Raw genomic sequence first — 26,132 nt, forward strand, 5'->3', positions numbered from 1 at the left:
TCAGGCTGAATGAATAATGTAACATGATGGTGGTGATTGATATTTACTCAACAATGGTGACCCAATTTGCACCTTTCCCGGTTGGCACGCGTTCAATTAATGAAAGCTTGCCGGTATTTTGGTCAATTGCATACAACGCCAGCTGGGTTGATTTTTGTCCTGACTCGATCAAATAACGACCCGAATTATCAATAGCAAAACCGCGTGGTTGGGTTTCGGTTTTGGTACTGTTAATTAACGTCAGTCGTCCATCAACCGGAGAAACACGAAAAGCCGTGATATTGCTGCTGGTGCGTTCGGTGGAATAGAGAAAACGACCGTTCGGGGTGATATGAATGTCCGCCTGCCACAAACGCGGCTTGGCTGACTTCGGTAAATCATCATCACCGGTCAGTGGACGCGCTTCACCGCGTTGCATATTGCGAGCAATGGCCGGATCGAGCGAGGGCGTCGCTTCATGTTCGGTCATGGTACCGTCCTGATTTAGCGTCAGACGCGAGATATTGCCAGCCATCTCAGTCAGCAAATACATGTTTTGCGCGCCTTGCTCATCGCGTTGCGGCGCGAAGACAAAATGGCGAGGACCGGTAGCCGCTTCACGCTGAATATTCACAAACGACGGGGTATTGGGCGTCACCTTGCCGCTGTGGCTGTCGAAGCGGTATTGCAACAATTGATCAGCACCGAGTAACGGAACAAACAGGAACTGGTTGCTGGGATCGGTTTGAATCGAATGCGCCCGCTTACCGGTATGCACCACCTGTACCGGTGCGCTTTCCACTTTGCCGTCGCTGGCGATGCGATTGACGCTGAACAGATCACCACCATAGGAAGAGGAGAGCAGAAAACGGCCGCTCTTATCCAGCGCCAGATACGCCATCGCTTCCGGCAATGGTGTATCCGCAAAGTGACTCAGGGTGCCATCCGCCTGAATATGCCAGGCCGAGACGTGATAAGGCTGGCTGCGTACCGACACGTAAAGCGTTTTTTTATCGCTGGAAACGGCCATTGGCATGCTTTTCAAACCGGTGGGATATTCCCCAAGCGGCTTAAGTTGACGCTGTGCTTTATCCAGCGTATAGGCGGTCACCGTTCCGCTGTCGCCATTCGAAACATACACATACGCCTTTTCCTGTGCCATCACAGTGGAAGCAAATAACATCATTCCTGCGGCCATGATTCTCTTTTTCATTTTTTATCGTCACTTATTGTAGGGTTCAGAGATTGAGTTACCAACGGGTGTTGAAATGCTCGCACAGTTCCAGCACCGCCTGTTCCGGTAAGGCCGTTGGCTTCGTTGTGCAGTTCAGCCATAAACGCGCGGTTTCCTCCAACTCCTCCAATGCGAAGCTGGCCGTTGAGACCGATGTGCCCCATATCACCGGCCCCAGACGTTCCAGCATCACACCGCGCACCTCGTTAGCCAAACCGGCAACCTGCTCAGCCACCTCGGCGTGGCCTGGACGGCGATAGTCGATCAGCGGAATGCGGCCAACTTTCATCACCTGGTACGGCGTCAACGGCGGCAGAATGCTGTCGCGCTGCCAGACCCCCGCCAGCGTCAGTTGCACCAGATGGGTGGAATGGGTGTGCACCACGCCGTGGGCATCGGGATTGCGGTCATAAATCTGGCGATGCAGCAGCAACGTTTTCGAGGGCTTATCACCGGAAACCCACTCGCCGTCGCGGTTAACTTTGGCGATACGCGCCGGCTCCAGATGGCCTAAACAGGCATCCGTCGGCGTGATCAACCAGCCATCTTCCAGGCGAGCGCTGATATTGCCTGCGGTGCCGGTGGTGTAGCCGCGGGTAAACAGATCTTCCCCTACCCGGCATATCTCTTCGCGTAACGACTGTTCATTTTGCATAGTTTTTTCTCCTCACTCGCTCGCCGTGGCAACGACAGGCGATTCACTTTGGGTGTTGATGGGAAGGGGTTCCAGTTTGCCAAGCACAAACATAAAGGTCAGCGCGCCCAGTACGCAGATACCGCCGGCCACCAGTAACGGCACAACAAACGAGCCGTGGCTCAGGGTAAGCATCACGCCGGTAAACGAGGCGGTGACAATCCCGGCGAGATTACCGGCGAAGTTCTGAATACCGCCTAGGGTAGCGACATAGTTGCTGGCGGGTGCCACGTCTGCTGGCAACGTCCAGATGTTGGCGGCGGTAAAGGCCAGGCCCGCATAGGTAATGGAGAACAGCGTCAGGATCACGGTGATGCTGTCGGTAAATGCGGCGAACGCGATCACACTGGAAAGCAGCATCCCGGTGATCAGGCAGGTTTTGCGCGCCGCCGTCAGACTAAACCCCTTACGGTACAGCGCATCAGATACCACCCCGCCCAGTAAGCTGCCGGGGATCCCCATCAGCGCCGGAATGGCCCCCAAGGTACCCAGCTCTTTCAGCGAGAAGCCATGCGCCATAGTCAGATAGGTCGGGAACCAGGTGACAAAGAAATAGGTGGCGAAGTTCATGCAGAAGAAGCCAATCATCATGCCCCACACATTGCGATGGCGGAACAGCGACCACATCTCGATCTTGCCGTTGTTCTGCGTCGCAGGCACGGCGCGATCTTCCAGCAAATTCTGCCGTTCAGTTTCATCCAGCCCTTTCATCTCTTCCGGCTCGCGATAAAACAGCAACCAGATAGCCACCCAAACTAAACCTAACGCCCCGGTCACCACGAAAGAGGTTTCCCAGTCCCAGGTACTGATTAACCACGCCACCAGTGGCAGCGCGATCGCGCTGCCGGCGCGCGGGCCAGCATCAAAGATGCCGCTGGCGGTGGCGCGTTGCTTTTTGGCAAACCAGCTGTACACCACTTTGACACAACCCGGGTTTCCCCCCGCTTCACCGATGCCTAATGCCAGGCGAGCGGCAAAAATCGAGGCGAAGCCTTTGCCAAACGCGGTGAATACGGTAAACAGCGACCACCAACCCACGGCCAGCGCCAGTCCGGCACGCGCCCCCAGGCGGTCAATCAGGCGACCGGCCGGGATCTGCATCAGGGCGTAAGTCCAGAAGAAAGCGCCGAGGATCAGCCCCATGCTGGTGTCGTCGATGCCCAGGTCGGCTTTGATATGCGGAGCAGCGATCGCGAGGTTAATACGATCGATGTAATTGATAGCGATGGCGAAAAAGCAGAACACGATCATCAGCCAGCGAATTCGTGGATATCTGCGCATGGTGAATTCCTTTATGATTTATTTATGGGTTACAGGAGGTTTAGCCGCATCACGCGTGCAGCCGCCGCCGGTGTCGTTAAAAATCGGGGGCAGACATCATGAAACTGTTAAAAAAACGTGAGCAGGCATCCCCGACCTGATAACATGATGTAAAAAGTAAGCGATTACAAAATACAGTCAAGCCAAAAGTAAGCGCTTTCAAAATTGATGGTGAGTTGTCTGCGAATTTTGTGGACAAGCTCACTCTTTCAGCAGGAGTGACTTGATGAGTGAAAAACAAAATGGATCCGGCCGCGTATCACTGGAAGATGTTGCCCGCCTTTCTGGCGTGTCAACGGCCACTGTTTCTCGCGTGTTGAACGGCAGCACTACCGTTAAAGCGGCGCGTCGCGCCGCGGTGGAAAAAGCCTGTGAAGAGCTCGGCTATGTGATTAACCGCGCAGCGCGCACCCTCGCCTCGCGACGCAGCATGACCATTGGTGCCGTGGTGCCAACATTAGCGACGGAAACCTTCTCCCGCGCGCTGGCGGCGTTTCAGCAGTTAATCCATGACGCGGGTTATACGTTGTTGCTGGCGAACTCCAATTTCGACCCGGACACCGAGTTGAAAGAGGTGAACAAGCTGATTGAATACGGCATCGACGGTCTGATGCTGGTGGGCAACACCCACCATCCACGCCTGTGGGAGCGCATCAGTCAGCAAGAAATTGCCTGTATCCAGACCTTCTCCCATGACAGCGAGAAGCCCTGCGTCGGCTATGACAGCGAAGGTGCAGCAGAAACCATTGCCAGGCATTTGCTGGAACTGGGACATCAGCGATTTGCGGTGATTGTCGGTACGCCGCCGTCAAACGATCGTGTTTCGGATCGCCTGAAGGGGACACGACGGGCGCTACAACAGCAGGGGCTGACATTGGCGGATAGCCATCTTGTCGATAACGCGTTTACCATGAACGATGCACGCAAAGCGGTGTTCCGCCTGCTGGACGGACCGGAGCCGCCCACTGCCATCATTTGTGGTAACGATTTGCTGGCATTCGGTGCCATGCGCGCCGCCAGCGAGCGTTATCTGCGCATTCCCGGCGACATCTCCATCGTCGGTTTCAATGACTATGAGTATGCCGAGCACCTGGAACATCCACTGACCACCATGCGCGTAGACCTGGCGTCAATTGGTGAACATGCCGCGCATTATCTGTTGAATACGCTCAATAACCTGCCTGCCCCGCAACACACGCTGATTAAGACTGAATTGATTGTTCGGGGCAGCAGCGGTTCTGTGCCCCGTCAGGAACGCTAATCGCGGCGTTGCATACCAAACTGGTTGAAGATGTCTGTCACCGCAGACGTTTTCAGCCAGGCCAGAAAGGCACTGGCCCGTTCTGGCTGTTGCGCACACGTCAGCACCGCCGCCGACAGCGAGATCGGTTGCTGTGCTTCCGGCGGCAGCGGACCCACCACGTCAATCCCTTCCACCATCAGCAGTTCGCTGATTTGTTGCACCGCGAGATCTGCGTTGCCGTTAAGCAGTTGCTCAGCGGTAAACCCGGCCGGGATCACCGTACCGCGCGCACGTAGTGGCTCATCGATATTGAGTTGCTTTAACAACCGCGAGAACCAGACGCCGCTGGCCCCCGCTTCCGACCAGGCCACAGAACGCGCAGCCAGCAGGCTGGCAATCAGTCGGTCAAGGTTGCTGATATCCGGCGCTACGGCACCGGCCAGCACCGCCACACCAATTGGAGAGTCGACCACTTCAATGCGGCTGCTGCCATCGGCAATCCCTTTGTCAATCAGGCGATCGACGGTGTCCACCGTGGCGATCACCACATCCGCCTCCGCCCCCTGGTTCAGCTGTTGCTCGATAACGGTGCTGGGATGCCAGCGCATTGCCAGCGGCGTATCCGGGTGTGCCGACTGCCAAACATCAATCAGCGTGTTGAACGGTGCGCTCAGGGCGAGCGCGCTATAAATATGTAACGTCATTATTCTCCCTCGCGGGCAAACAGCGGAGCACGGCGCAGCAACGCAGCATCCAGTTGGTCGAGTTTGGTGACACCGATCAGCGCCATATCGCGATCAATCTCATCACGCAGGATATGCATGGCATGCTCGATACCTGCCTGGGCGCCAATCACCGAACCGTACAGAAACGGACGGCCAAGAAACACAAAGTCGGCACCCAATGCCATCGCTTTCATCACATCGGTACCACGACGAATGCCGCTATCGATTATCACCTTCATATTCCCTTTCGCCGCGGCGATTTCAGGCAAGGTATGCAACGGCGGCACGGTGTGATCAAGCTGGCGTCCACCGTGGTTGGAGAGGATCACCGCATCCGCGCCTAAATCACGAGCGATAAAGGCGTCCTCCGGTGACATCAGCCCTTTGATCACCAGGTTGCCTTTCCACTTCTTACGGATGGCCTCAACGTGTTTCCAGCTCAACTTGTCACGCGCGTTGGTGTTACGCACTTTGTTCGACATCATCGGCGGTCCGCGTTCCGCATCGGTGTTTTCAAAATGCGGGGCACCGTGGCGCAGGAAGGTTTGTGCTACGGTGCCGAGCAGCCAGCGCGGACTCAGGGCGCTTTGCCACATAACTTTCGGCGTGATTTTGATTGGCATGCTGAAGCCGCTGCGGGTGTTGTGTTCGCGGTTGCCAAGCATCGGCGTATCACCGGTGACCACCAGCGTTTTATACCCGGCGCGTTCAACACGCTCGACCAGACGGTCAATACGCGGTTGATCGCCCGCCAGGTAGGCCTGAAACCAGGCATCGGGATTGGCAGCAATCACCTCCTCCAGTGGAATCAGTGACGATGCGCTGAGTATCATCGGCACGTTCATCGCTCTGGCCGCTTTTGCCAGCATCAGGTCGGCACGGTAGCTGACAAAAGACGCGCCACCCAGCGGGGCGACACCAAAAGGATGGGACCAGTTATGCCCCAGCAGGCTGACGTGCTGATCACGCCCGGACACGTCGCGAAACATGCGCGGCACAAACACATACTGCTGATAAGCCTCATAGGCTGCGGCGATGCCTCTGCCGGTCTCCACACCGCCTTTTACGTATTGAAAAATCATATTTGGTAAGCGCTTGCGTGCATGACGTTCGAAGTCGTCCAGCGCCAGCAGATCGCGAAAATGGCGCGGTACGGTATTAGCGGGACGAACCTGCACATCTGGCGTCACGGCGATGTTAATAGCGGTGGTGTCTCCACGAGTTGTCATAGTGCGTTCTCAATTTTATGGAAAGTAAGCGATTTCAAATCAGGGGTTATTACGAGGCTATCCTGTTTATATCCTGACAGACGCGCAGTTTTTTTGTGTGATCGCCGTCACCATATGAACAGAAATGTAAGCCCTTACATTTTCAACCCGGATTAAGTATGGTGTGCTGTAGTCCACTTTGATCGTCGCTGCTGACGGAGATAACCATGAACCAACGCATTGTTTTATTGCACGCTACCCCGGTGGCGATGACCCCGATTCAGGAGGCTTTTAACGACTTATGGCCCGAGGCTGAGGTAGTCAATCTGCTGGATGACGGGCTGACCATTGACCGCGCCAAAGAGGAGCAACTGTCGCGTCGATTGACGGATCGTTTTGTGGCTTTTGGTCGTTACGGCTACAGCATGGATGCCCGGGGTATTCTGGTCACCTGCTCCGCATTCGGTCCGGCGATTGATGAACTGGCAGCCGCCGTGCCGGTGCCGGTGTTAAAACCCAACGAAGCGATGTTCGAAGCCGCATTGCAGCAGGGCCAAACCATCGGCATGTTAGCGACCTTCGGCCCGTCACTGGTGACCATGTGCGCCGAATTCGATCAGTATGCGGCGCAAATCGGATCTGGTGCCCGGCTGGAAACCGTCCTGGTGCCGGACGCCATCGATCGGTTACGTAAAGGGGATGTCGACACCCACAACCGGCTGGTCGCCGAATATGCGCCACAACTCAGTCATTGTGATGTGATCATGCTGGCGCACTTTTCCACCTCTCGCGCCGCAGATGCGGTGCGTGCGCGTGTCGATATCCCGGTGCTGACGGCCCCGCATGCGGCGGTGCAGAAAATGAAGGCAGCCACAGGAGCATCATCATGTTGATTGGCGTTATCGCAGATGATTTTACCGGAGCCAGTGATATCGCGGTGACGCTGTCACAAGGCTTACCCGGCGAAGGTGGCTTGCGTACCACGCAATATCTCGGCGTGCCACAACAACCTGCGCATGCGGAAGTCGAAGCCGGTGTGATTGCCCTGAAATCCCGCTCGCTGCCTGCGTCAGAAGCGGTCGCGCAGTCGTTGGCGGCCTGCGAATGGCTGCTGGCGCAGGGGTGTAGCCAGATTGTGTTTAAATATTGCTCGACCTTTGATTCCACCGATGAGGGGAATATCGGGCCAGTGCTTGATGCGCTAACAGCACGTTTGCAGGCAAAGCGCGTGATTGTCTGCCCGGCGTTCCCGGCGATGGGTCGCACCCTGTATCAGGGTAATCTGTTTGTCCACGATCGACCGCTAAATGAATCCGGTATGGAGCACCATCCCTTAACGCCAATGAAGGATGCCGATATTCGCCGCCTGTTGGCACGCCAGTCCCATACCCCTGTCAGCCATATTCGCTGGCAACAGGTGGTGGAAGGCAGCGAGGGGCTGCGTGAGCGACTGGAAACCCAGGGTAATGACTCCGCACAGTTGGTGGTGGTGGATGCCCTGAGCGATCATGACCTGACAATTATTGGTATTGCCGCGGCGGGGCTTAAATTGATCAGCGGCGGCTCCGGCATTGCCCGGGCATTACCCCATAACTTTATCAAGGCCGGGCAGGCACAGGGCCATCGGAGTAACAACCCGGCCGTCAGCGGCGCGACCGCCATTCTGGTCGGCAGTTGTTCCGGTGCCACACGCGGGCAGATCGAGGAGCATCAAAAACACCACGCGGTGCTGGCGCTGGATATCACCGATGTGATGAATGAACGCGTCAGTGCCGATGATGTGGTGAAATTTATCCTGGCACACCAGCAGGAATGCCCGCTGGTGTACTCTTCCGGCGATCCCGACAGCGTGCAGCAGGCACAGCAACAATTTGGTCAGCATAATATCTCCCGCCAGCTCGATAAACTGTTTGGCGATGCGGCGCGCAAACTGGTGTACGAGGCGGGTATTAAACGTCTGGTGGTCGGCGGCGGAGAAACCTCCGGCGCGGTGGTGAGCGCGCTCAATCTGGGATCGTTGCAGGTTGGCGAGGAGATTGACCCCGGCGTTCCGGCGCTGTTCGCACAACCGGAAGCACCGCTGGCGCTGGCGCTGAAATCAGGGAATTTTGGCCGGAGAGATTTCTTTGCGCATGCGTTAAAGGTACTGGCAGGGTAATTCCACATCAAGCAGGGCAAGCGCCCTGCTGGCGGGATTATCCGTTTCGCTCTGCGGTTTCCGCCTCAAACGGTTCCTCATTTACCATCGTCGCCTGAATCGCGTCTTCCTCCAGCGCCGGGTTCAGCGCGGCACCAATCGGAGATGTCGCCAGACTATCCGGCATCACCACATGCGGCAAAGGGACTTCGGTGGTGGGCAATGGCAGGGCTTTGACCGGGCGATTCATCAGGGCGATCAGCAATGCGCACAAGGTAAACGCCAGGTACAGTACATGGCTGCCGAAGGGTTGCATCAGCGCCCCCACCACCAGCGGACCAATGCTGGCCCCGATGCCGAACGCCATCAAAAGACAGGCACTCAGGGAGACGCGCCTTTCCGGCATCACCTGATCATTCGCCAGGGCCACCTGAAGCGGATAAAGTCCAAACTGCATCATGCTGACGAAAAACGCGATCACCAACAACATCTGGAACGAGAGAGTCCAGGGCAAACCCAATGTCAGCGCGCCCAGGCCATACAACAACGCGACAAAAAACAGCAGCCGCTGGCGGTCAAAGCGATCCGATAACCAACTGAGCGGGAACTGAGTCACCAGCCCGGCGAAAATGCTGACACTCATAAACAAACCGGTTTGTTCGGTGCTGAAACCCTGACGGCTTGCATAGACCGGCGCTAAGCCATAAAACGCACCGAGCGCCATCCCGCTCACCAGCGTGGTGGCCAGCAAACGCGGGATGGTGCGGAGAAAATAACCCAACTCCATCGGTGCTGGAGACATCGCACGCGCATTGGTTCGCGTGGTCAGGGCAATCGGCACCAGACAGAGCGCAAAGCACAGCGCGACAATCAACAAGGTGCTGATGCCAAAGCCATCCTGCATCGCGAGGATCACCTGGCCGCCACTCAGACCCAGATAGGTCGCCACCATGTACAAACCAAAAATCGTGCCGCGCTGGGAGGATTCCGCCTGATCGTTCAGCCAACTCTCCAGCACCATATATTGGCACATCATGCACAAACCGATGATCAGGCGTAAAAATACCCATATCGGGATCATGTCCGTCAAACCGTGACCCAGCACGGAGGCGGTCACGATTCCGGCGCAGGCGACATAGCTGCGGATGTGCCCGACGCGGGCGATCAGGTTGTGTCCGACTTTGCCGCCAATCACCAGCCCGACATAGTTAGCCGCGGTGATAGCGCCAATCAGCGTGCCGTTCACTTGCTCATGCGCCAGGCGCAATGACACATAAGTCGTGAGCAAACCAGAACCGAGCAACATCAGCAATGTCGTGACATATAACGGAAGAAAAGCGTTGAGCACTTTTCTCATAAGATGCTCAGTGAGGATGGTACAGCAGAACCCGGCATAGAGACCTCATCAGTAAACAGCTTAAGTAACAACGGGTAAAGATAGACGATACCCGCCAGCTATGCTTACGAATTTTGCTGAACTCCAGAACGCACCGCGTCTGTAGCGGCGCGATTTATCGCGCTGAAAAAGATGCGCAATAAAGTGCGCCGCTATGATCAGTTAGCGTAGCTATTCCACGCGGCTTCCATCCCTGCCCCTTGCACCGTTTTAAAACCATAACGATTAAGCGTGGCTTCCAGCGCCGCCAGGGTTTGCAACACGCAGTCTTTGCGCGCGTTGTAACCCATAGTGCCGATACGCCACATCTTGCCTTTTAACGGGCCAAAAGAGGTGCCGATTTCGATACCAAAATCGTTAAGCATGCATTCACGGATTTGCTGATCATACAGCCCATCAGGAATGTTAATGCCCAGCACATTATTCATCTTATGCCGTGGGTCGCCGAACACCTCCAGCCCCATCGCTTCAACCCCGGCACGCAATGCAGCGCCATGCAGTTGGTGTCTGGCGATGCCTGCTTCCACACCTTCCTGCACAATCAATCGTGCGCACTCACGGGCACCATACAGCGCCGAGGTCGCCTCAGTGTGGTGGTTCAGGCGTTCGCTGCCCCAGTAATCCATGATCATCGCCAAATCAAAATAGTTGGACGAGATAATGGGTTCGTCACCGTCCTGATGACGGTTATCGCGGATCCCCTCTTCCACATGACGTCGACGGGTGATCGAGTCTGCCATCTGTTCACTCAGGGTAATAGGCGAAGTACCGGCTGAACCGCCAAGACACTTTTGCATTCCGGCTGAAACCGCATCCAAACCCCATGCATCGGTTTCGAGCGGATTGCCACCGAGAGTCGCGGTGGCATCGGTATAAAACAGCACACCATATCGCCGACAAATTGCGCCTAACTCTTCCAGCGGCTGACGCATGGTGGTGGAGGTATCACCGTGTACGGTTAACAGCATGGTCGGCCGCACCCGTTTAATCGCCTCTTCGATTTGATCGGGGGTAAACACCGTGCCCCACGGGGTTTCGATGGTGTGAACTTCCGCCTGGCAACGACGGGCGATTTCACACAATAAATGACCAAAACGACCAAACACCGGCACCAGCACTTTATCCCCAGGCCGGATGGCTGAAACCAGAATCGCTTCAATCCCGGCACGCGATGTGCCATCCACCAGCAACGTCCAGTCGTTGCTGGTGCGGAACACCGAGCGGTACAGCATCATCACTTCGTTCATATACGCCGTCATTGCCGGATCGTATTGTCCGATAAGAGGGGCTGACATGGCGCGCAACACGCGTGGGTCGGCATTGATCGGGCCAGGCCCCATTAACAGGCGTTGCGGGGGATTAAGCTGGCTAAAAACAGGCTTGTTCAAAACATCTTCCTTAGTGACGTAAAATTTTGCTGACAAACTGCCGCGTGCGTTCGTGAGTGGGCGCGTCAAAAACCTGCTGTGGCGAGCCGGTTTCCACCACCTGACCATCGGCCATAAACACCACCTTTGATGACACCTCACGAACAAAACTCATCTCATGGGAAACGATAAACATCGTGATCCCTTCTGAGGCCAGCTCGCGAATGGTATCCAGCACTTCGTTCACCATCTCGGGGTCGAGCGCCGCCGTCACCTCATCCAGCAACAGGATAGTGGGCTTCAGCGCCAGCGCGCGGGCAATGGCAACGCGCTGTTGTTGACCGCCGGAGAGTTGGTCCGGATACGCATTGATACGATGTGACAACCCTACCCGTTCCAGTAAACGGCGTGCGTCCTGCTCCACCTGCTGCTTTGGCCAGCCTTTAATTTTGGTGGGCGTAATCATCACGTTTTCCAGTACCGTCATATTCTGGAACAGGTTGTACTGCTGAAATACGATGGCGATAGATTCACGCAGCTGGCGCAACTCACCTTTATTGGCGTAATCCACCGCGTTATTTTCCAGCAGAACCTGTCCCTCTTTCGGCAACAGTAAACCCATCAGCACTCGCAACAGGGTACTTTTGCCGGAGCCGGACGGCCCGATCAGGCTGACGATATCGCCTTTCTCCACCGATAAAGTGACGTTCTCCAGTACCGGTTGGTCGTTATAGGCGGCTTTTAAATTAATGATGTCGAGCTGTGGCAATTTTTCTCTCCAGACGCTTACCGAGACGCGATAACGGATAAGACACAATGAAATACAGCATAAGGACGACGGCATAGACCAGCGTGGCCGAGTAGCCTTTATCCGACAGGATTTTGCTGGCGGAGGTCAGTTCCATCACGCCAATCTGCGAAGCCAGCGTCGTGTCTTTGATATACATAACGAAGAAGCTAAAGGTTGGCGGAATCACCACCGTCAGGGACTGCGGAATGATCACGTAGCGCAGCGTCTGCAAATAGGAAAAGTTCAGCGTCACCGCCGCTTCCCACTGGTTATGGTGTACCGATTCCAGCCCGCTGCGGATGATCTCGCCAAGGTAGGCGGCAGCGATAATACACACGCTGATCAGCGCCACGGTAAAGGTGGAGAAGCGCAGGCCGGAATACTGGCTGATAAAAAACACCAGAAATAACGTCACCAGGAACGGGATGCGCCGGAAAATAAAGAAATACACATGGACCACACCACGCAGCGGTGACAGGATCGCCGCTTTAGTATTGATGGTCACCGCCAGTACAAAGCCCGCCAGAAATCCAATCAGGCAGCCAAACGCCGACAGTGCCAGCGTGATGCCTAACCCCTGCAATAACAACAACAGGTTGTAGTACGAGAACAACCCGGTAATTTCCGACCAGTCGAAGTAGCTCATCAAAATACCCCTGTTCTGGCACGGAAAAGAAACCGCCCCATAATCGCCAGGGCAAAGGTGGCGACAATGGTGATCACGATATAAATCACGGCAGCGACGGAGAAAGACTCCACTGACAAATAGGTTTGTGAGCTGAGGTTATAGGTACGGCCAGTAAGTTCTTCGACACCAAACATAGAGGCCATTGACGTCCCCAGCGTCATCACAATGAACTGGTTGGAGAGCGGTCGGAACATCACCTTGATGACATGCGGCAGGATGACGTAACGGATAATCTGCACACGGGAGAAGCCGAGCACTTCTGCCGCTTCAATTTCCATGCGACGGACCGAATCAAAGCCCGCTCGCTGGATTTCACATAAATAAGCCCCGGCATTGAAGGTGGCACCGATCAGCACCGCGGTGAACGGCGACAGCAAAATACCCACTTCCGGCAGAGCAAAAAACAGAAAGTAGATCTGCACCAGTTGCGGCGTGTTGGTGGCAAAAACCACGTAGGCGTTAATAAACTTACCGGCCAGTTTAGGGCCATAGCGCAGGATGCTGGTACAGATCATCGCAATCACCATACCGAAGGCGAACGCCAGCACCGCCAGTTGCAGGCTGATCCAGGCGCCGCCTAACAGGTAAGGCAGTTGATCAAGAATGGGGAAAAAATTCAGGTTCATCAGAACAACGCTCAATCGCTAAAGAGCGCCCCAAACTGCGGGCGCCCGATTAAATCAGAACGAAACTCAGTATTTCGTCGGCGAGGCAGTTGGGTCATGCAACATGGCGTGACCAAACCATTTCTTCCAGCTGCTGCCGATAAAGCCTGATTTATGCAGCGCGGCGATCTCGGTATTTAACTTCTCACGCAGCGCGGTGTTGCCTTTGCTGACGGCGATACAGTCGTAATCCACTTCGATCGGGTCATCCACCACATGCCACTTGGTAGGATATTTTTTGGTGTAATCCAGCATGAAATCGAGCACGTCGATCAGCGCATCAGCGCGGCCCTGCGCAATGGCGCGCACCGCATCCGGGTAGTTATCGAGGATCAACAGCTGAGCTTTAGGAATGTTGTCCTGAATATATTTGATTGGCGTGGTGCCGCGCACCTGCACCAGTTTTACTGACGGGTCATTCAGGTCCTGCCATTTTTTGTACGGTTTTTTATCAGTGGTGAGGATGCCCAGCACTTCGGTGTTAACCGGATCGGTGAAATCCACCACCTTCATGCGATCGTCGTTACGGGTCATTCCGCCCATCACCGCATCAATTTTGTCCGACATGATAAACGGCACGCGGTCATTCGAACCCACCGCCACCAGCTCCAGTTTCACGCCCATAGAATCGGCAATTTTCTTCGCCACTGTCGCATCAAAACCAGAGATCTGATTTTTATCGTCATACACCCCGAGCGGTGGAAGATTCGGGTTCACGCCGACGATCAGCGTTTTCGATTTCATGATCTCATCCAGCGATCTGGCGTTGGCCGTTGTGGCACCCAACAGCGAGCTGGCGATACAGCCTGCGATAACCAGCTTTCCTAACATACTAATTTTACTCATTATTTAACTCCCGGTGTCGTCTGATTGCTTACCCTGGTGTTGGCAAATGACCAACGATATAAACTTCGTATGCTTTACATATACGATTGGTATACGATACCATGCCTTCCATCTTGTCAAGTCTCAATGAGCAGTTGTCGACCAAAAAGGGAGACGTTATGCAGCACACTTCAGGGAAAAACGTCCGTTTCGTTTTTGACAATCAGGGATATATGGCATTACCGGGCCAAAGCATTGCCGCCGCACTTTTTTCCAGCGGCGTCAAAACGTTACGCTTCAGTCCCCATCAACATCAGCCCCGCGGCATGTTTTGCCTGATGGGTTCGTGTCAGGAGTGCCTGGTCATGGTGGAGGGTAAGCGGGTATTAGCTTGCAAAACTGAGGCCAGCGCCGATCTGGTTGTTCACTCTGTTTCGGATAGCGATCCTTATGAATCATTATGATCTGATCGTCCTGGGTGCCGGTCCGGCAGGGGTTTCAGCGGCACTGATGGCTTCAGCGCAAGGACTGCGGGTTGCGTTGTTCGACGAAAACGCGGCGGCCGGTGGACAGGTGTATCGCGCGCCGATCATGCCCGATGCAAAAATGGATGGCGCTGAATTCAGGGCCGGAGAAACCTTGCGCGATGCCTTATCGCGGAGCAAGGTGCGCCTCTTTTTGGGGCATGTCGTGTGGGCGGTGACCGGCGATTATCGTGTCGATGCCCTTGGGCCGGACGGTTCCATCGCCTGCACCACCACGGTGCTGCTGGTGGCGACCGGCACCACCGAGCGCGTGGTCCCGTTTGAAGGCTGGACTTTACCGGGTGTGATCGGGCTGGCTGCCGCCACTATTCTGCTTAAATCGCAGCGTACCCTGCCGGGGAAAACCACCCTGGTGGCGGGATGTGGCCCTCTGTTGGTGGCGGTGGCGGGAAATACCCTGAAAGCAGGCGGTGACGTGAAAGCGATTGTTGACATTGCTTCACGCGGCGAATGGCTTGGCACCGCTTCGGCGCTGCTCAGCCGTCCGGCGATTTTCAAGCAAAGTCTGACGTATGGTCTGCCGATTCTGCGCGCCAGAACCCCGCTGTATTCACGTCATACGCTGGTGAAGGTCAGCGCGCAGGGCGACCAGTTGCTGGCTGAAATCGCACCCTGTGACGCAGCGGCACGACCTGTCGCCGGTAAAACGAAAAAAATTCTGGTGGATTGTGTTGCCGTCGGCCACGGTCTGACCCCCTCCTCCGACATCACGCGTCTGCTCCATGCCAGACATCAATACTCCCGCGAGGCCGGCGGCTGGATTGCCGAAACCGATGAAAACGGCCAGACCAGCCGTGAACGGTTGTTTGTTGCCGGTGACGGTGCCGGTATTCGTGGTGCCGCTGCGGCAATGGAACAAGGCAAACGCGTCGGACTGGCTTGTGTCGCCATCATTCAGGGCAAAACCGTGCCAGAACCGGAAGCTGAAAACCTCAGCAAAGCCTGGCAGCACGCCGCCCGCTTCGGGCAGAAGATGGCCGCGATGATGGCGCTGCGTGAAGGCCATGTTGACAGTATCCCGCCGCACACCGTGGTGTGTCGTTGCGAAGACGTCACGCGCGCCGAGATCGAACAAGCCTGCGAAGCCGGCGCGCATGATGTTAACCAACTGAAGGCCTGGACGCGCTGCGGTATGGGTCCCTGCCAGGGACGCACCTGCGGCGATATCGCCGCCGAACTGCTGGCAACCAAGCTGGGGGTGTCGCGCGAGGCGGTGGGGATTTTCTCGCCCCGCACTCCGCTGCGCCCGCTCACCATCAGCGATATGACCGGCGACTATGACTATGCGGATATCCCGATTCCTAAGGCGGCCCCACTGTGACTTCAACACGCTTTGATGTGTGCATCATTGGCGGCGGCGTGATGGGCTGCTCCACCGCGCTGTTCCTGGCGAAAGCCGGGATGCGTGTGGTGGTGGTGGAACGCAATGCCCTCTGTCGCAGTGCCTCCGGCGTCAATGCCGGGACACTCACGCTGCATATGACCCGCGCCGCGCTGGTGCCCTACGCCATGAAAGCGTGGGAGATGTGGATGCGGCCGGAAACCTGGCTCGGCCAGGGGGTGCTGGCAACCCATGCACCTGGTTTGTCTCTCGCCTTTACCGATGCCGAAGTAATGATGCTGGAAGAGCGCGCGGCAGCCCGGCGTGAGTATGGTGCCGATATTTCGGTGATTTCACCGCAGGCGGCGATGAAGGTTGATCCGGGCATCAACGGCTCCATCAAAGCGGCGGCATTCTGTGAGATCGATGGCTTTGCCAGCGCCTACCTGACAGGCCGAGCCTTCTATGCCGCGCTGCGTGAAGCCGGTGTAACCATCATCGAACAATTTTCCGTCGGCCATATCGAGCGGCAAAACGCCGGTTATCGCGTCTCAACCGAGGATCGTAGCCAATCCATCGAGGCCACCCGTCTGGTGCTGGCGGGCGGTGTCTGGCTGGAGCCGATGCTGGCGATGATCGGCATCCATATCCCGGTTAAGACATTGATTAACCAGTTAATCGTCACCGAAAGAATGCCAACCGTGATGCGTTCCGTACTCAGCATCGCCAATGGTTTGTTATCCATGAAGCAGTTTGCCAACGGCACCGTGGTGATTGGCGGCGGCTGGCAGGGCATCGGGTCGCGTGAGCTGGGCGGCCGGGAAACCATCCCCGAAAACCTGATCGGCAACCTGCGGCTGGGTCAGCATGCCGTTCCGGCACTGGCGTCTGCCCGTGTTGCACGCATCTGGCTGGGTCTGGAGTCGGAAACCGCCGACGCGATGCCGATGATTGGGCCACTGGCACAACACCCGGATCTTTTCGTGATTGGCTGCGTCCACTCCGGTTATACCAGCGGGCCGTATATGGGCAAGCTGCTGGCGCAGCAGATCCTGGGCCAGCAACCCGAAATGCCGCTTTTTGATCCATCACGACTGCTGCCCACTGATGACCACGCAGTCGCATCCTTATCCAGAGGCCAATAATAAAATGAAAGAGTTACACCATTACCAGGGTGTGTATGCGGCGACTGTTTGTCCGATGGACGAAAGTGGCAGATACATCGACGAAGCGAGCCTGATTGCGCATTTGCGCCAGGTTTCGCAGGTGCCAGGGATTCGCGGGTTGCTCATCAACGGCCATGCCGGTGAGAACTTCGCGCTCTCGCGTGAGGAAAAACGTCGCGTGGTAACCCTGGCGCGCCAGGTGTGCCCGCCGGAAACGCTGCTGGTGGCCGGTCTTAACGCCGAGGACAGTTTTGATGCACAGGCGCAGGCTGACGATGCGAAAGCCGCCGGTGCTGATGCCATTCTGCTGTTCCCACCCTACTCCTGGACGCTCTCCACCGACGAGAAAACGGTGCTGAATCACCACCGTATCGCCAATGCCAACGCCGCGTTACCGATGATGTTGTATCAGTCCGGCGTGAACAGCGGTGGTATGGCGTATCCCCCGGCGTTGCTTCAGCAACTGGTCTGCCTGCCCAACGTGGTCGCGGTGAAGGAAGGTAGCTGGGAAACCGCCACCTATGAGGCGAACCTGCGATTGGTCCGTGAAGTTGCACCGCATGTGGCGGTGATGGCCTCCGGTGACGAGCATCTGCTGACCTGCTTTGCCCTCGGCACCGATGGCAGCCTGGTGAGTCTGGCGGCGGTGGTGCCCGAATTGGTGGTGGCGTTGTACGACGCGATGCAGCAGCAAAACCTCGCTGAAGCGCAGCGCCTGCATCAATTTATTTATCCGCTGGCGAAGGAGATCTACGGCACCTGGCCGGGCACCCATGCCAATGCGCGCTTAAAAGCCTGTCTGCATCTTGCCGGGCATCTTCCTCACGCCATGCCGCGCCCGCCAGTGCCCGCCGTCGATGACGCGCAGCGCCAGCGGTTAGCGACAGCGCTGACCTTTGCACAATCCTTTACGGCTACCCCTTAAGTACAAGCGGAGACTAACATGACCAGTACCCTGATTCGCGGTGGGCGGATTATCACGGCGGTGGACGATTATCACGCCGACATTCTGATCGAGAATGAAAAAATCGTCAGTATCGGACTGAATCTGCAACCTGGCGCTAACTGCCAGGTGATTGAAGCCAGTGGCATGCTGCTGTTCCCCGGTGGGGTTGATTGCCATACCCATATGGAAAACACCTTTGGCCCGTCAGTGACCGCAGATAACTTTAAATCGGGCACCCGTTCGGCAGCCTATGGTGGCACCACCACCATTATCGATTTTGCCTTGCAGAATCACGGCACCAGCCCGTTGCAGGCCATCGAGCGCGCGCAATCCAAAGCGGATAACGTCGCCAGCATCGATTATGGCTTTCACGTCATTATCACCGAGGTGGATAAGCAGGTACTGGAGGATATGCGCTACGCCATCCGTCATGAAGGCGTTTCCAGCTTCAAGATGTTTATGGCGTATCCCGGCACGGTGATGTCCGATGATGCGGCCATTTTCCAGGCGATGCGCATGGTCGGCCAGCATGGCGGCATGGTGGCACTGCACGCAGAAAACGGCACCATCGTCGAATTGCTGATTCAGGAAGCGCTGGCACAGGGACACACCTCGCCACGCCATCATGCCCTGACACGCCCCGCACTGCTGGAAGGGGAAGCGACCCATCGCGGCATTAAGCTGGCGGAACTGGCGGAGGCGCCGGTCTACTTTGTCCATCTTTCGGCAAAAGAAGCGTTGAAACATGTGGTGGAAGCGCGCGACCTCGGCATCCCGGTATTCGCCGAAACCTGCCCGCATTATCTGTTCTTTGATGAGTCGTCTTACGCTGACAGCGACGAATCCGACAGCTTTGATGGCGCACGCTTCGTGATGAGCCCGCCGCTGCGTTCGAAAGAAGCGCAAAACGCGCTGTGGACGGCGCTGAAAACCGATGACCTGCAACTGATTTCTACCGACCATTGCCCGTACTGCATGAAGGAAGGCCATTTAGGGAAAATTAATCAGAAACCGCTGGGTGCCAACGATTTCTCCAAAATTCCTAACGGCGTGCCCGGCGTCGAAACCCGTATGACGGTGGTGTATGACGGCGGCGTGCGCAGTGGCCGTATTTCGCTTAATCGCTTTGTCGAGCTGATGTCCACCGCCCCGGCCAAGCTGTTCGGTCTGTTCCCGCAAAAGGGCACCATCGCGGTGGGTAGCGATGCCGATATCGTCATCTTTGATCCCAACGAAAAACACACCATCAGCGCTGCAACACAACACAGCGATGTGGATTTCACGCTGTTTGAAGGGCATCAGGTGCAGGGCAAAGTGAAGAAAGTGCTGCTGCGCGGCGAGCTGCTGGTGAGTAATGACCAATGGGTAGGCAAAACCGGCCAGGGACGCTTTATCCCGCGTGGTGAAGTGGGTAAATGGTAGGAGAGCGCAATGCCTTACTATGATTATCTCTGTTCAGACTGCGGCGCATTTGAGTTGCGCCGTTCTGTGGCGGCGCGCGATGAACCCGCGCCCTGCCCGATCTGCCAGAAAAACGCCGAACGGAAGGTCAGTTTTCAACCGGTGTTGCTGCGCAGCAAACCGGGCGCGGAGGTGCGCAACCCGTTGCATGTTGAGGGATGCCCCTGCTGTCCCGGCGTCATTAAGTAAGTGGCTGAAGGGTATGCGGTTGACGCATACCCTTGCGGCGATTAATTGCCTTCGGTGATCCGTTTCAACACAAAGGCTGACAGGTTTCTGATATGCGTTCTCACCGCCTGGCTGGCCGCCGCGGCATCGCCACTTTTCCACGCATTGAGAATCGCCAGATGTTCTTCACGATCTTCTTCGATGCGGTTGAATGGCGTGATCAACTCGAACATTCGACTCTGGGTGCGCGCCTGCTCAATCATCCGCGCCAGCACCGCATTACCCGAGTGCTGCGCGAACAGCGTGTGCACGGTATCGTCAACATCCCAGTAGGCTTGTTCCGGTTGGCCCGGCGACAGGGACTGCACCTGGTCAGCAAGCTGATTAATCACATCAGGTTCTATCTTGTTGATGGACAACGCAATGGCTTCGGTTTCCAGCAGCTCACGCACTTTCATGATCTGAAAATATTCCTGAGCGCTGATAAAGCGCACGGAATATGAACGGGCGCTCGACCTGACCAGCAATCCCTCACCTTCGAGCCGCAACAACGCTTCACGCAATGGCGTACGGGAAATATTGAGTTCTTCAACCAGTCGCCCTTCAACCACCGCCCCACCACTACGCAGGGTTTTCTCCAGGATCATACGGCGCAGTGTCTGATAGGCCAGTTCACCTAACTTCTCTGCTGAGGCTTGTTTTACTGAGGTCACTTGCTACTCACCATTAAGACATTTACTGGAAAGTATACAATACGTGTACGATTGAAAAAAGGAGTAAAGTCTGAGAATTAGCACGGCCTGCCCGGCGATTTATCTTGCCTGGCGTTACAAACGTGGTGCCGGTTTTTGCGTTTGCCAGATATGCTGACAATATTCGCCGATGGCGCGGTCTGAAGAAAAGATACCGGAACGGGCACAGTTGAGTACTGACATTTGCGTCCAATGGCGCTGATCCTGCCATGCCTCACTGACACGCTCCTGACAGGCTGCATAGTCGGCATAATCAGCCAGTACCAAAAACGGGTCATAATTTAGCAAATTATCGAGCAGAGGGGCGAACAACGCTTTGTCCCCGCGTGAGAATCGCCCTGCGGCGATCTGATCGATCGCATCACGCAGCTCATCATTGACCTGGACATAATCCCCAGGACGATACCCGGTGCGTTTCAGCGCCTCCACCTGTTGTGCGGTCATACCAAAAACGAAAAAATTATCCCCACCCACCTGCTGCCGAATTTCCACATTAGCACCATCCAGCGTGCCGATAGTCAACGCGCCATTCATCATGAACTTCATGTTGCCGGTTCCTGAGGCTTCTTTGCCTGCGGTTGAAATCTGCTCGGACAGATCTGCTGCCGGATAGATTAAATGGCCGTTCTTAACATTAAAGTCCGGATAAAACACCACCTTCATCCGTCCTCCTATCACCGGGTCACGATTGACGACTTCGGCAATACCGGTAATCAGGCGAATCATCAATTTTGCCATCCAATAACCTGGTGCCGCTTTCCCGCCGAAGATAAAACAGCGCGGAGCTGCTTGCTGGTCAGGATGGCGAACTAAACGACGATACAGACAGATCATATACAGCGCATTAAGGTGTTGGCGCTTGTACTCATGAATACGTTTCACCTGAATATCGAACATCATCTCAGGCGCAATCCTGACGCCGACTAATTGGCTGATACGTCCAGCCAGCGCCGCCTTGTTGTTGAGGCGAATGGCGCGCCAGTCCTGCTGAAAGGCGACGTCATCAGCATAGTCACTCAGCGCTTCAAGCCGGGTCAGGTCACTGCGCCAGCCAGCACCCAGGGTTTCATCAAGCAAACTCGCCAGACCGGGATTACTCAGCATCAGAAAGCGCCGTGGCGTCACCCCATTGGTGACATTAAGAAATCGCTTCGGATACATGTCGGCAAAATCACGCAGCACCGTTTGCCGGAGCAGTTCAGAATGCAGCGCAGCCACGCCGTTAACCGCATGGCTGCCCACCGAGGCCAGATGGGCCATCCGCACTTTTTTCTCGCCCTGTTCATCGATCAATGACATCCGTACGACGCGTGCCTCATCACCAGGAAAAGCGTTACGCACCTCTTCCAGAAAGCGTCGGTTGATTTCATAGATGATTTCCAACAGCCGGGGCAGCAGATTTTGCATTAACGGCAAGCCCCAGGTCTCCAGCGCCTCGGGCAGTAAGGTGTGATTGGTATAGGCGAAGGTATTCAGGGTGATTGACCAGGCGTCATCCCATGCCATCTGGCGTTCATCCACCAGCAGGCGCATCAGTTCAGCCACGGCGATTGAGGGATGCGTATCGTTCAACTGCACAGCTAAACGCTCAGCAAAATGAGCAACGGGTGTATGGCTGATATCCATCAGCCGCAGCATGTCCTGCAACGAGCAGGAAACAAAAAAGTATTGCTGGGCAAGGCGTAGCCGTTTACCCACATCCGGTTCGTCATTGGGATAAAGTACTTTTGACAGGGTTTCCGAAACGACTTTCTCCTCCACCGCCTGATAATAATCACCGGCGTTGAAGTCCTCAAAATCAAAAGACTCGACTGCTTCACTCTTCCACAGCCGCAACAGATTGCAGGTATCGACGCGATATCCCTGGATCGGCACATCGTATGCCACGCCTTTTACCTGACGGGCCGGTATCCATTGCACACGCAACCGATCCTGGGCATCGGTTTGCATTTGCGTGTACCCGCCAAAGCAAACGTAAAAGCTAACGTCCGGCCGAACAATTTCCCACGGCGTGCCCATTTTCAGCCATTTGTCAGTACGCTCAACCTGCCAGCCATCGACGATATCCTGATCGAAAATGCCAAACTCGTAGCGAATACCGTAGCCGATGGCCGGAATCTCCAGCGTCGCCAGCGAATCAAGATAACACGCCGCCAGCCGACCCAAACCACCGTTACCCAACCCCGGCTCCTCCTCCAGCGCCAGCAACGCATCAAGATCTTGTCCGAGCGCACGCATCGCTGCTCGTGCCTCATCTTCAAGGCCGAGACTCAACAGGTTACAGCCAAGCTGTGGCCCGATGAGAAACTCTGCCGACAAGTAACAGGCAACCTTCACATGATGTTCCGCATAGGTTTTGGTCGACGCTGCCCAGCTTTCCAGCATGCGATCTTTGACGGTGAAAGCCAGCGCCATATACCAGTCCTGCGGCGTGGCGATATCCGGATAGCGCGCCTGGCGGCAAATCAGGTTTCGGACAACATCGTTTTGAAAATCAGGGTCTGTGGCGGGAGTTGGGGTGGCGTCTTGCATGTTTTTGCCTCGCGTTGGCATACACATCAGCACCCCAGATGCCTTGTTGGTGAACGGCATCCAGCTGGGTAGCGATGTTAATAATCACCTTAGTCAACAACCTGAAGGGAGGCAACCGAAGCGTTGGACCAGAATGCGGGATAATGAGTGCATCATGAACTCACCGGAGTGTTAACGTTTTCGTTGAAATAGCCACTTTTGTTAGTGAATTTTTTTTCCCGTTACCCTTTTCGCGCTAAATTGAGATATCGTTATCGTTTTCGCGGTGTTGTTAGGGGATTTGGGCAATGCGTATAGGTTTAGTGGTTCTCGCCGAAAAGTATGACATCGAATTGGCACAACCTCTGCGTGTTGAGTCATTTATTGGAACCGTTCGTACCAGCCATGAGCGTAGTGGTTATATAGAGAACCGATATCCGCCGAGTTACCAGCCTGTCGATGACTTCGCAGGTCACTTCGAATTCGGTTTGAAGTATGAAGAGATCCATCTGGAATTTTTTGCCCGTCTGTTTGCAGTCGTCGGTCCTGAGCCAATTGAAGCCTGGTGCCGACAGGAGCCTTTTGGCCAGTATGCCAGGCGTACTGGATTCCTGTATGAATGGCTTACCGGGCAACGGCTGGATGTGCCAGATGTCAGCAATAGTCGCTATGTCGATGTGATCTCGCCAAAGCATTATCTCACCCGGACAGCAGTTCAACGGGTGCAGCGTTGGAGGATCAATAATAATCTGCCGGGAACTTCCGTATTCTGTCCTCTGGTGCGTCGCACAGCAACGGTCCAGGAGGCATTGCAGTTTGATCTGAGCAGTGCGCTGAAAGAGCTGGATAACGCATTTGGTGCCGACATTCTGCTGCGCACCGCCAGCTGGTTAACATTTAAAGAGTCACGGGCCAGCTTTCTGATTGAAAAGGAAGCCGATCAGGCCGATCGTATCCAGCGTTTTGCCCATGTTATCGCTCAATACTGTGGTCGTATTAACGCTCCCCTGAGTGATGCCAGTTTACATACCCTGCAAAAAGGGATCCTGGGTCATGATGCTATTGGGCTTGGCCTGCGTCGCTCACCCGTTTTTGTTGGCCAGGCAACGATGCGTGAAGATATTGTGCATTATGTTGCTCCGCAGTTTGAAGATGTACCACAGTTCATGACAGGACTTAATGCCTTCGACGAAGCAACGCGTGGCGCTGAGCCGTTGGCCCGCGCGGCAGTTCTGGCATTCGGCTTTGTTTATATCCATCCCATGCGCGATGGTAACGGTCGAATTCATCGGTTTCTCATTAATGATACGCTAATACGTGATAAGGCTATCCCCGAGGGCGTGATCCTGCCAGTATCCGCTACCATTACCAGCTCGCTGGATTTCCGCGCCGGATATGATCGTACACTTGACGTCTTTTCACAGCGGTTTATGCAACGCTATGCGGCATCATATCGATTTGGTGAATTAGTCACTTATCAGGATGGCACTCCCAGTAACTTCTATTTTGATGATTATGAAGATGCACGCTTCGCCTGGCGTTATCCGGATTTAACTGAACACGTCCTGTATATCGCACGCGTCGTACAACACACCGTACGCAAAGAAATGGCGGATGAAGCCAGAGTGCTGGTGATTTTCCAGCAAGCCCAGGAGAGGCTTAAAGAAATCCTGGAAATGCCGGACCAGGATGCAAACCGTATTATTCGCTCGCTCAAAGAGAACGGTTGGCAGGTTTCCGGCAAATTGCAAAAGCAATATCCCGTCCTGGCAGATGCTGGCCGATCGGAAAGGATTATCAATGCAGTTCGCTCGGCCTTTGAAGAAGGGAATTCTGCCAGTAATGGCGAGTGAGGTGTAAACATGGCCCTTAACGTACAGTGATCGCTTCAATAGCCAACTGCATTTTATGAGGAACTTATGAACTTCAGGCATGAACTGCTGAATATGTTGCACAGCGCTCCCGAATCGCGTATTTCGCTGGCAGAGCAGCTTGAAGTCACACGTCCCTACATCACCAAACTCACCAATGCCTTGCTGGCAGAAGGTGTCATTGAGCAGACGGAACAACTGAGTTCGGGCGGTGGACGACCCAGAACACTACTGGCAGTGCGCAAACGTCAATACTTCAGCCTCAATATCATGGTGCGGGAGCTGACGGTGGAAGCAACCATCAATGATTATCACACGGGCGAGATGGCTCTGGCTGCGGAAACCATGACATTTAGCGCTCCGGTCACGCTGACATTATTTATTGAAACCGTGCAAGGGTTAGTAATCCGTCTGTGCCGGGTCGCCGGTATTGAAGCCGGACGTCTGAAACACGTTGGCATCGCCCTACAGGGCGGCATTGAGCAGGATACCGGTGTGGTCAAATGGTGCCCGGCGTTTGTTGAGCGTGATATCCCGCTTAAAGCGCAACTGATGCTGGCGACGGCGTTGAGTGTTGCGGTGGTAAATATTGCCTGGTGCTCCAGCTATATGCTGGCAAAAACGGGGATGCTGAAGGGATCGTGGATCGCGTTGATGCCCGGATTGGGTAGCCTCGGCTTTGGCTACTATATCAACGGTAAACCGGTGTTTGGCGATAACGGTTTCTATCCCGAAATTGTGCATCTCCCTTATCCGGGAGGGCTAGAAAAAGCGTTTTCTTTCAACGGTGAACCCGATGATCAACAGGTTTCCTCCAGCATCGACGCGCTGCTTTTTGCCATTCACTGCACGGCCCCGGTACACAATATTAAGCAGGTGGTTCTGACCGGTGAGTTCTTTGATGACGTGCCTGCCGACTTTATCCCGCATATCGTCGCACGCTTGGCCAGCCACCCCAGCCCGCATATCAATACCCTGCAACTTCGCTACATCAAAACGCAGCGCTTTTACAGCATGAAAGGATTAGTCCGACTGAGTTCGGATGCCATAACTCCGTTGATTGGCTGATTTTTGTGATCTGAACATCATTCCGCCAACGTTTTTTTTACTTTGTTTCCTT

24 protein-coding genes are annotated in these 26,132 nt (G+C 55.3%); 11 read left to right on the forward strand and 13 right to left on the reverse strand.

The genetic code is table 11. The annotated features are described in order from the left end of the window. Nucleotides 1-43 precede the first annotated feature (43 nt). From L579_RS17715 to L579_RS17725, 3 genes are read right to left on the reverse strand one after another with little or no spacing between them, the layout of a single operon-like run. A complete protein-coding gene (locus tag L579_RS17715; protein WP_036627282.1) occupies nt 44-1,192 on the reverse strand; it encodes a lactonase family protein in 1,149 nt (382 codons plus the stop codon). A 37-nt stretch (nt 1,193-1,229) separates the two neighbouring features. Then, entirely contained in the window at nt 1,230-1,868 is a 639-nt protein-coding gene (locus tag L579_RS17720; RefSeq protein ID WP_021185558.1) for a 3-oxo-tetronate 4-phosphate decarboxylase, read from the reverse strand. Nucleotides 1,869-1,880: 12 nt separating this feature from the next. After that, the gene (locus L579_RS17725; RefSeq protein ID WP_021185559.1) at nt 1,881-3,188 is read right to left on the reverse strand and encodes an MFS transporter; all 1,308 of its coding nucleotides are present in this window, start codon (nt 3,186-3,188) and stop codon (nt 1,881-1,883) included. Between the two features lie 265 nt (nt 3,189-3,453). Between L579_RS17725 and L579_RS17730 the strand changes: the two genes are divergently transcribed. Further along, the gene (locus tag L579_RS17730) at nt 3,454-4,488 is read left to right on the forward strand and encodes a LacI family DNA-binding transcriptional regulator (RefSeq protein ID WP_021185561.1); all 1,035 of its coding nucleotides are present in this window, start codon (nt 3,454-3,456) and stop codon (nt 4,486-4,488) included. On the opposite strand, the gene L579_RS17735 is transcribed toward L579_RS17730, so the two are convergent. Both L579_RS17735 and L579_RS17740 read right to left on the reverse strand, forming a co-directional pair. Continuing rightward, nucleotides 4,485-5,174 (reverse strand): molybdate ABC transporter substrate-binding protein, encoded by a 690-nt coding sequence (locus tag L579_RS17735; RefSeq protein ID WP_021185562.1) that lies wholly within the window; start codon nt 5,172-5,174, stop codon nt 4,485-4,487. The two genes, L579_RS17730 and L579_RS17735, sit on opposite strands and share 4 nt — an antisense overlap. Beyond that, nucleotides 5,174-6,424 (reverse strand): alpha-hydroxy acid oxidase, encoded by a 1,251-nt coding sequence (locus tag L579_RS17740; RefSeq protein WP_021185563.1) that lies wholly within the window; start codon nt 6,422-6,424, stop codon nt 5,174-5,176. Before L579_RS17740 ends, L579_RS17735 begins: the two co-directional genes overlap by 1 nt. 206 nt (nt 6,425-6,630) lie before the next feature. On the opposite strand from L579_RS17740, the gene L579_RS17745 reads away from it, so the two are divergent. Then, nucleotides 6,631-7,296, forward strand: coding sequence for an aspartate/glutamate racemase family protein (locus tag L579_RS17745; RefSeq protein WP_021185564.1), 666 nt, complete (start codon nt 6,631-6,633; stop codon nt 7,294-7,296). Next, nucleotides 7,290-8,561, forward strand: a complete 1,272-nt coding sequence (otnK, locus tag L579_RS17750; protein ID WP_021185565.1) for a 3-oxo-tetronate kinase — start codon at nt 7,290-7,292, stop codon at nt 8,559-8,561. The genes L579_RS17745 and otnK overlap by 7 nt, the downstream gene beginning before the upstream one ends. A 37-nt stretch (nt 8,562-8,598) precedes the next feature. Here otnK and L579_RS17755 read toward each other — a convergent pair whose 3' ends face one another. The 6 genes from L579_RS17755 to L579_RS17780 form a co-directional block, all read right to left on the reverse strand. Continuing rightward, nucleotides 8,599-9,897, reverse strand: coding sequence for an MFS transporter (locus L579_RS17755; protein ID WP_021185566.1), 1,299 nt, complete (start codon nt 9,895-9,897; stop codon nt 8,599-8,601). A 197-nt stretch (nt 9,898-10,094) separates the two neighbouring features. Further along, nucleotides 10,095-11,276, reverse strand: coding sequence for a pyridoxal-phosphate-dependent aminotransferase family protein (locus tag L579_RS17760; RefSeq protein ID WP_369758292.1), 1,182 nt, complete (start codon nt 11,274-11,276; stop codon nt 10,095-10,097). 58 nt (nt 11,277-11,334) lie between these two features. Continuing rightward, a complete protein-coding gene (locus L579_RS17765) occupies nt 11,335-12,072 on the reverse strand; it encodes an amino acid ABC transporter ATP-binding protein (protein ID WP_013512794.1) in 738 nt (245 codons plus the stop codon). After that, nucleotides 12,050-12,739, reverse strand: coding sequence for an amino acid ABC transporter permease (locus L579_RS17770; protein ID WP_021185568.1), 690 nt, complete (start codon nt 12,737-12,739; stop codon nt 12,050-12,052). The genes L579_RS17765 and L579_RS17770 overlap by 23 nt, the downstream gene beginning before the upstream one ends. Continuing rightward, nucleotides 12,739-13,407, reverse strand: coding sequence for an amino acid ABC transporter permease (locus L579_RS17775; RefSeq protein WP_021185569.1), 669 nt, complete (start codon nt 13,405-13,407; stop codon nt 12,739-12,741). Before L579_RS17775 ends, L579_RS17770 begins: the two co-directional genes overlap by 1 nt. 66 nt (nt 13,408-13,473) lie before the next feature. Continuing rightward, entirely contained in the window at nt 13,474-14,292 is an 819-nt protein-coding gene (locus L579_RS17780) for a transporter substrate-binding domain-containing protein (RefSeq protein ID WP_036627286.1), read from the reverse strand. Nucleotides 14,293-14,450: 158 nt separating this feature from the next. Here L579_RS17780 and L579_RS17785 point away from each other — a divergent pair, with 158 nt between their 5' ends. From L579_RS17785 to L579_RS17810, 6 genes are read left to right on the forward strand one after another with little or no spacing between them, the layout of a single operon-like run. Continuing rightward, complete coding sequence (locus L579_RS17785; protein ID WP_021185571.1) at nt 14,451-14,735, forward strand: (2Fe-2S)-binding protein; 285 nt, start codon at nt 14,451-14,453, stop codon at nt 14,733-14,735. After that, on the forward strand, nt 14,722-16,137 hold the full coding sequence (locus L579_RS17790; protein ID WP_021185572.1) for an NAD(P)/FAD-dependent oxidoreductase: 1,416 nt from the start codon (nt 14,722-14,724) through the stop codon (nt 16,135-16,137). Before L579_RS17785 ends, L579_RS17790 begins: the two co-directional genes overlap by 14 nt. Continuing rightward, nucleotides 16,134-17,282 carry an NAD(P)/FAD-dependent oxidoreductase gene (locus L579_RS17795; protein WP_021185573.1) on the forward strand — a complete coding sequence of 383 codons (1,149 nt, stop codon included), beginning with the start codon at nt 16,134-16,136 and terminating at the stop codon, nt 17,280-17,282. The genes L579_RS17790 and L579_RS17795 overlap by 4 nt, the downstream gene beginning before the upstream one ends. Before the next feature lie 4 nt (nt 17,283-17,286). After that, on the forward strand, nt 17,287-18,228 hold the full coding sequence (locus L579_RS17800) for a dihydrodipicolinate synthase family protein (RefSeq protein WP_036627360.1): 942 nt from the start codon (nt 17,287-17,289) through the stop codon (nt 18,226-18,228). An 18-nt stretch (nt 18,229-18,246) separates the two neighbouring features. After that, nucleotides 18,247-19,671, forward strand: a complete 1,425-nt coding sequence (hydA, locus tag L579_RS17805) for a dihydropyrimidinase (protein ID WP_021185575.1) — start codon at nt 18,247-18,249, stop codon at nt 19,669-19,671. Between the two features lie 9 nt (nt 19,672-19,680). Next, nucleotides 19,681-19,899, forward strand: a complete 219-nt coding sequence (locus L579_RS17810) for an FmdB family zinc ribbon protein (RefSeq protein ID WP_021185576.1) — start codon at nt 19,681-19,683, stop codon at nt 19,897-19,899. 41 nt (nt 19,900-19,940) lie between these two features. On the opposite strand, the gene L579_RS17815 is transcribed toward L579_RS17810, so the two are convergent. Further along, nucleotides 19,941-20,591, reverse strand: coding sequence for a GntR family transcriptional regulator (locus L579_RS17815; RefSeq protein WP_021185577.1), 651 nt, complete (start codon nt 20,589-20,591; stop codon nt 19,941-19,943). A 114-nt stretch (nt 20,592-20,705) separates the two neighbouring features. Further along, nucleotides 20,706-23,162 (reverse strand): glycogen/starch/alpha-glucan phosphorylase, encoded by a 2,457-nt coding sequence (locus tag L579_RS17820; RefSeq protein ID WP_021185578.1) that lies wholly within the window; start codon nt 23,160-23,162, stop codon nt 20,706-20,708. 287 nt (nt 23,163-23,449) lie between these two features. Between L579_RS17820 and L579_RS17825 the strand changes: the two genes are divergently transcribed. Together L579_RS17825 and L579_RS17830 are read left to right on the forward strand one after the other, a co-directional pair. Beyond that, the gene (locus L579_RS17825) at nt 23,450-24,994 is read left to right on the forward strand and encodes a Fic family protein (RefSeq protein ID WP_021185580.1); all 1,545 of its coding nucleotides are present in this window, start codon (nt 23,450-23,452) and stop codon (nt 24,992-24,994) included. 66 nt (nt 24,995-25,060) lie between these two features. Beyond that, entirely contained in the window at nt 25,061-26,080 is a 1,020-nt protein-coding gene (locus L579_RS17830) for an ROK family protein (protein WP_021185581.1), read from the forward strand. Nucleotides 26,081-26,132: the final 52 nt, after the last annotated feature.

The organism is Pantoea sp. AS-PWVM4, assembly GCF_000468095.1.
GTDB classification, from domain to species: Bacteria; Pseudomonadota; Gammaproteobacteria; order Enterobacterales; family Enterobacteriaceae; genus Pantoea; species Pantoea phytobeneficialis.

What these genes read in the sequence shown, in the direction of transcription:
- L579_RS17760 (WP_369758292.1), bottom strand. Translation starts at nt 11,276, where the DNA reads ATGGGGCCTGGCCCGATCAATGCCGACCCACGCGTGTTGCGCGCCATG.
- L579_RS17725 (WP_021185559.1), bottom strand. Translation starts at nt 3,188, where the DNA reads ATGCGCAGATATCCACGAATTCGCTGGCTGATGATCGTGTTCTGCTTT.
- L579_RS17830 (WP_021185581.1), top strand. Translation starts at nt 25,061, where the DNA reads ATGAACTTCAGGCATGAACTGCTGAATATGTTGCACAGCGCTCCCGAA.
- hydA (WP_021185575.1), top strand. Translation starts at nt 18,247, where the DNA reads ATGACCAGTACCCTGATTCGCGGTGGGCGGATTATCACGGCGGTGGAC.
- L579_RS17775 (WP_021185569.1), bottom strand. Translation starts at nt 13,407, where the DNA reads ATGAACCTGAATTTTTTCCCCATTCTTGATCAACTGCCTTACCTGTTA.
- L579_RS17770 (WP_021185568.1), bottom strand. Translation starts at nt 12,739, where the DNA reads ATGAGCTACTTCGACTGGTCGGAAATTACCGGGTTGTTCTCGTACTAC.
- L579_RS17790 (WP_021185572.1), top strand. Translation starts at nt 14,722, where the DNA reads ATGAATCATTATGATCTGATCGTCCTGGGTGCCGGTCCGGCAGGGGTT.
- L579_RS17745 (WP_021185564.1), top strand. Translation starts at nt 6,631, where the DNA reads ATGAACCAACGCATTGTTTTATTGCACGCTACCCCGGTGGCGATGACC.
- L579_RS17785 (WP_021185571.1), top strand. Translation starts at nt 14,451, where the DNA reads ATGCAGCACACTTCAGGGAAAAACGTCCGTTTCGTTTTTGACAATCAG.
- L579_RS17825 (WP_021185580.1), top strand. Translation starts at nt 23,450, where the DNA reads ATGCGTATAGGTTTAGTGGTTCTCGCCGAAAAGTATGACATCGAATTG.
- L579_RS17820 (WP_021185578.1), bottom strand. Translation starts at nt 23,162, where the DNA reads ATGCAAGACGCCACCCCAACTCCCGCCACAGACCCTGATTTTCAAAAC.
- L579_RS17720 (WP_021185558.1), bottom strand. Translation starts at nt 1,868, where the DNA reads ATGCAAAATGAACAGTCGTTACGCGAAGAGATATGCCGGGTAGGGGAA.
- otnK (WP_021185565.1), top strand. Translation starts at nt 7,290, where the DNA reads ATGTTGATTGGCGTTATCGCAGATGATTTTACCGGAGCCAGTGATATC.
- L579_RS17800 (WP_036627360.1), top strand. Translation starts at nt 17,287, where the DNA reads ATGAAAGAGTTACACCATTACCAGGGTGTGTATGCGGCGACTGTTTGT.
- L579_RS17735 (WP_021185562.1), bottom strand. Translation starts at nt 5,174, where the DNA reads ATGACGTTACATATTTATAGCGCGCTCGCCCTGAGCGCACCGTTCAAC.
- L579_RS17810 (WP_021185576.1), top strand. Translation starts at nt 19,681, where the DNA reads ATGCCTTACTATGATTATCTCTGTTCAGACTGCGGCGCATTTGAGTTG.
- L579_RS17755 (WP_021185566.1), bottom strand. Translation starts at nt 9,897, where the DNA reads ATGAGAAAAGTGCTCAACGCTTTTCTTCCGTTATATGTCACGACATTG.
- L579_RS17730 (WP_021185561.1), top strand. Translation starts at nt 3,454, where the DNA reads ATGAGTGAAAAACAAAATGGATCCGGCCGCGTATCACTGGAAGATGTT.
- L579_RS17780 (WP_036627286.1), bottom strand. Translation starts at nt 14,292, where the DNA reads ATGAGTAAAATTAGTATGTTAGGAAAGCTGGTTATCGCAGGCTGTATC.
- L579_RS17740 (WP_021185563.1), bottom strand. Translation starts at nt 6,424, where the DNA reads ATGACAACTCGTGGAGACACCACCGCTATTAACATCGCCGTGACGCCA.
- L579_RS17715 (WP_036627282.1), bottom strand. Translation starts at nt 1,192, where the DNA reads ATGAAAAAGAGAATCATGGCCGCAGGAATGATGTTATTTGCTTCCACT.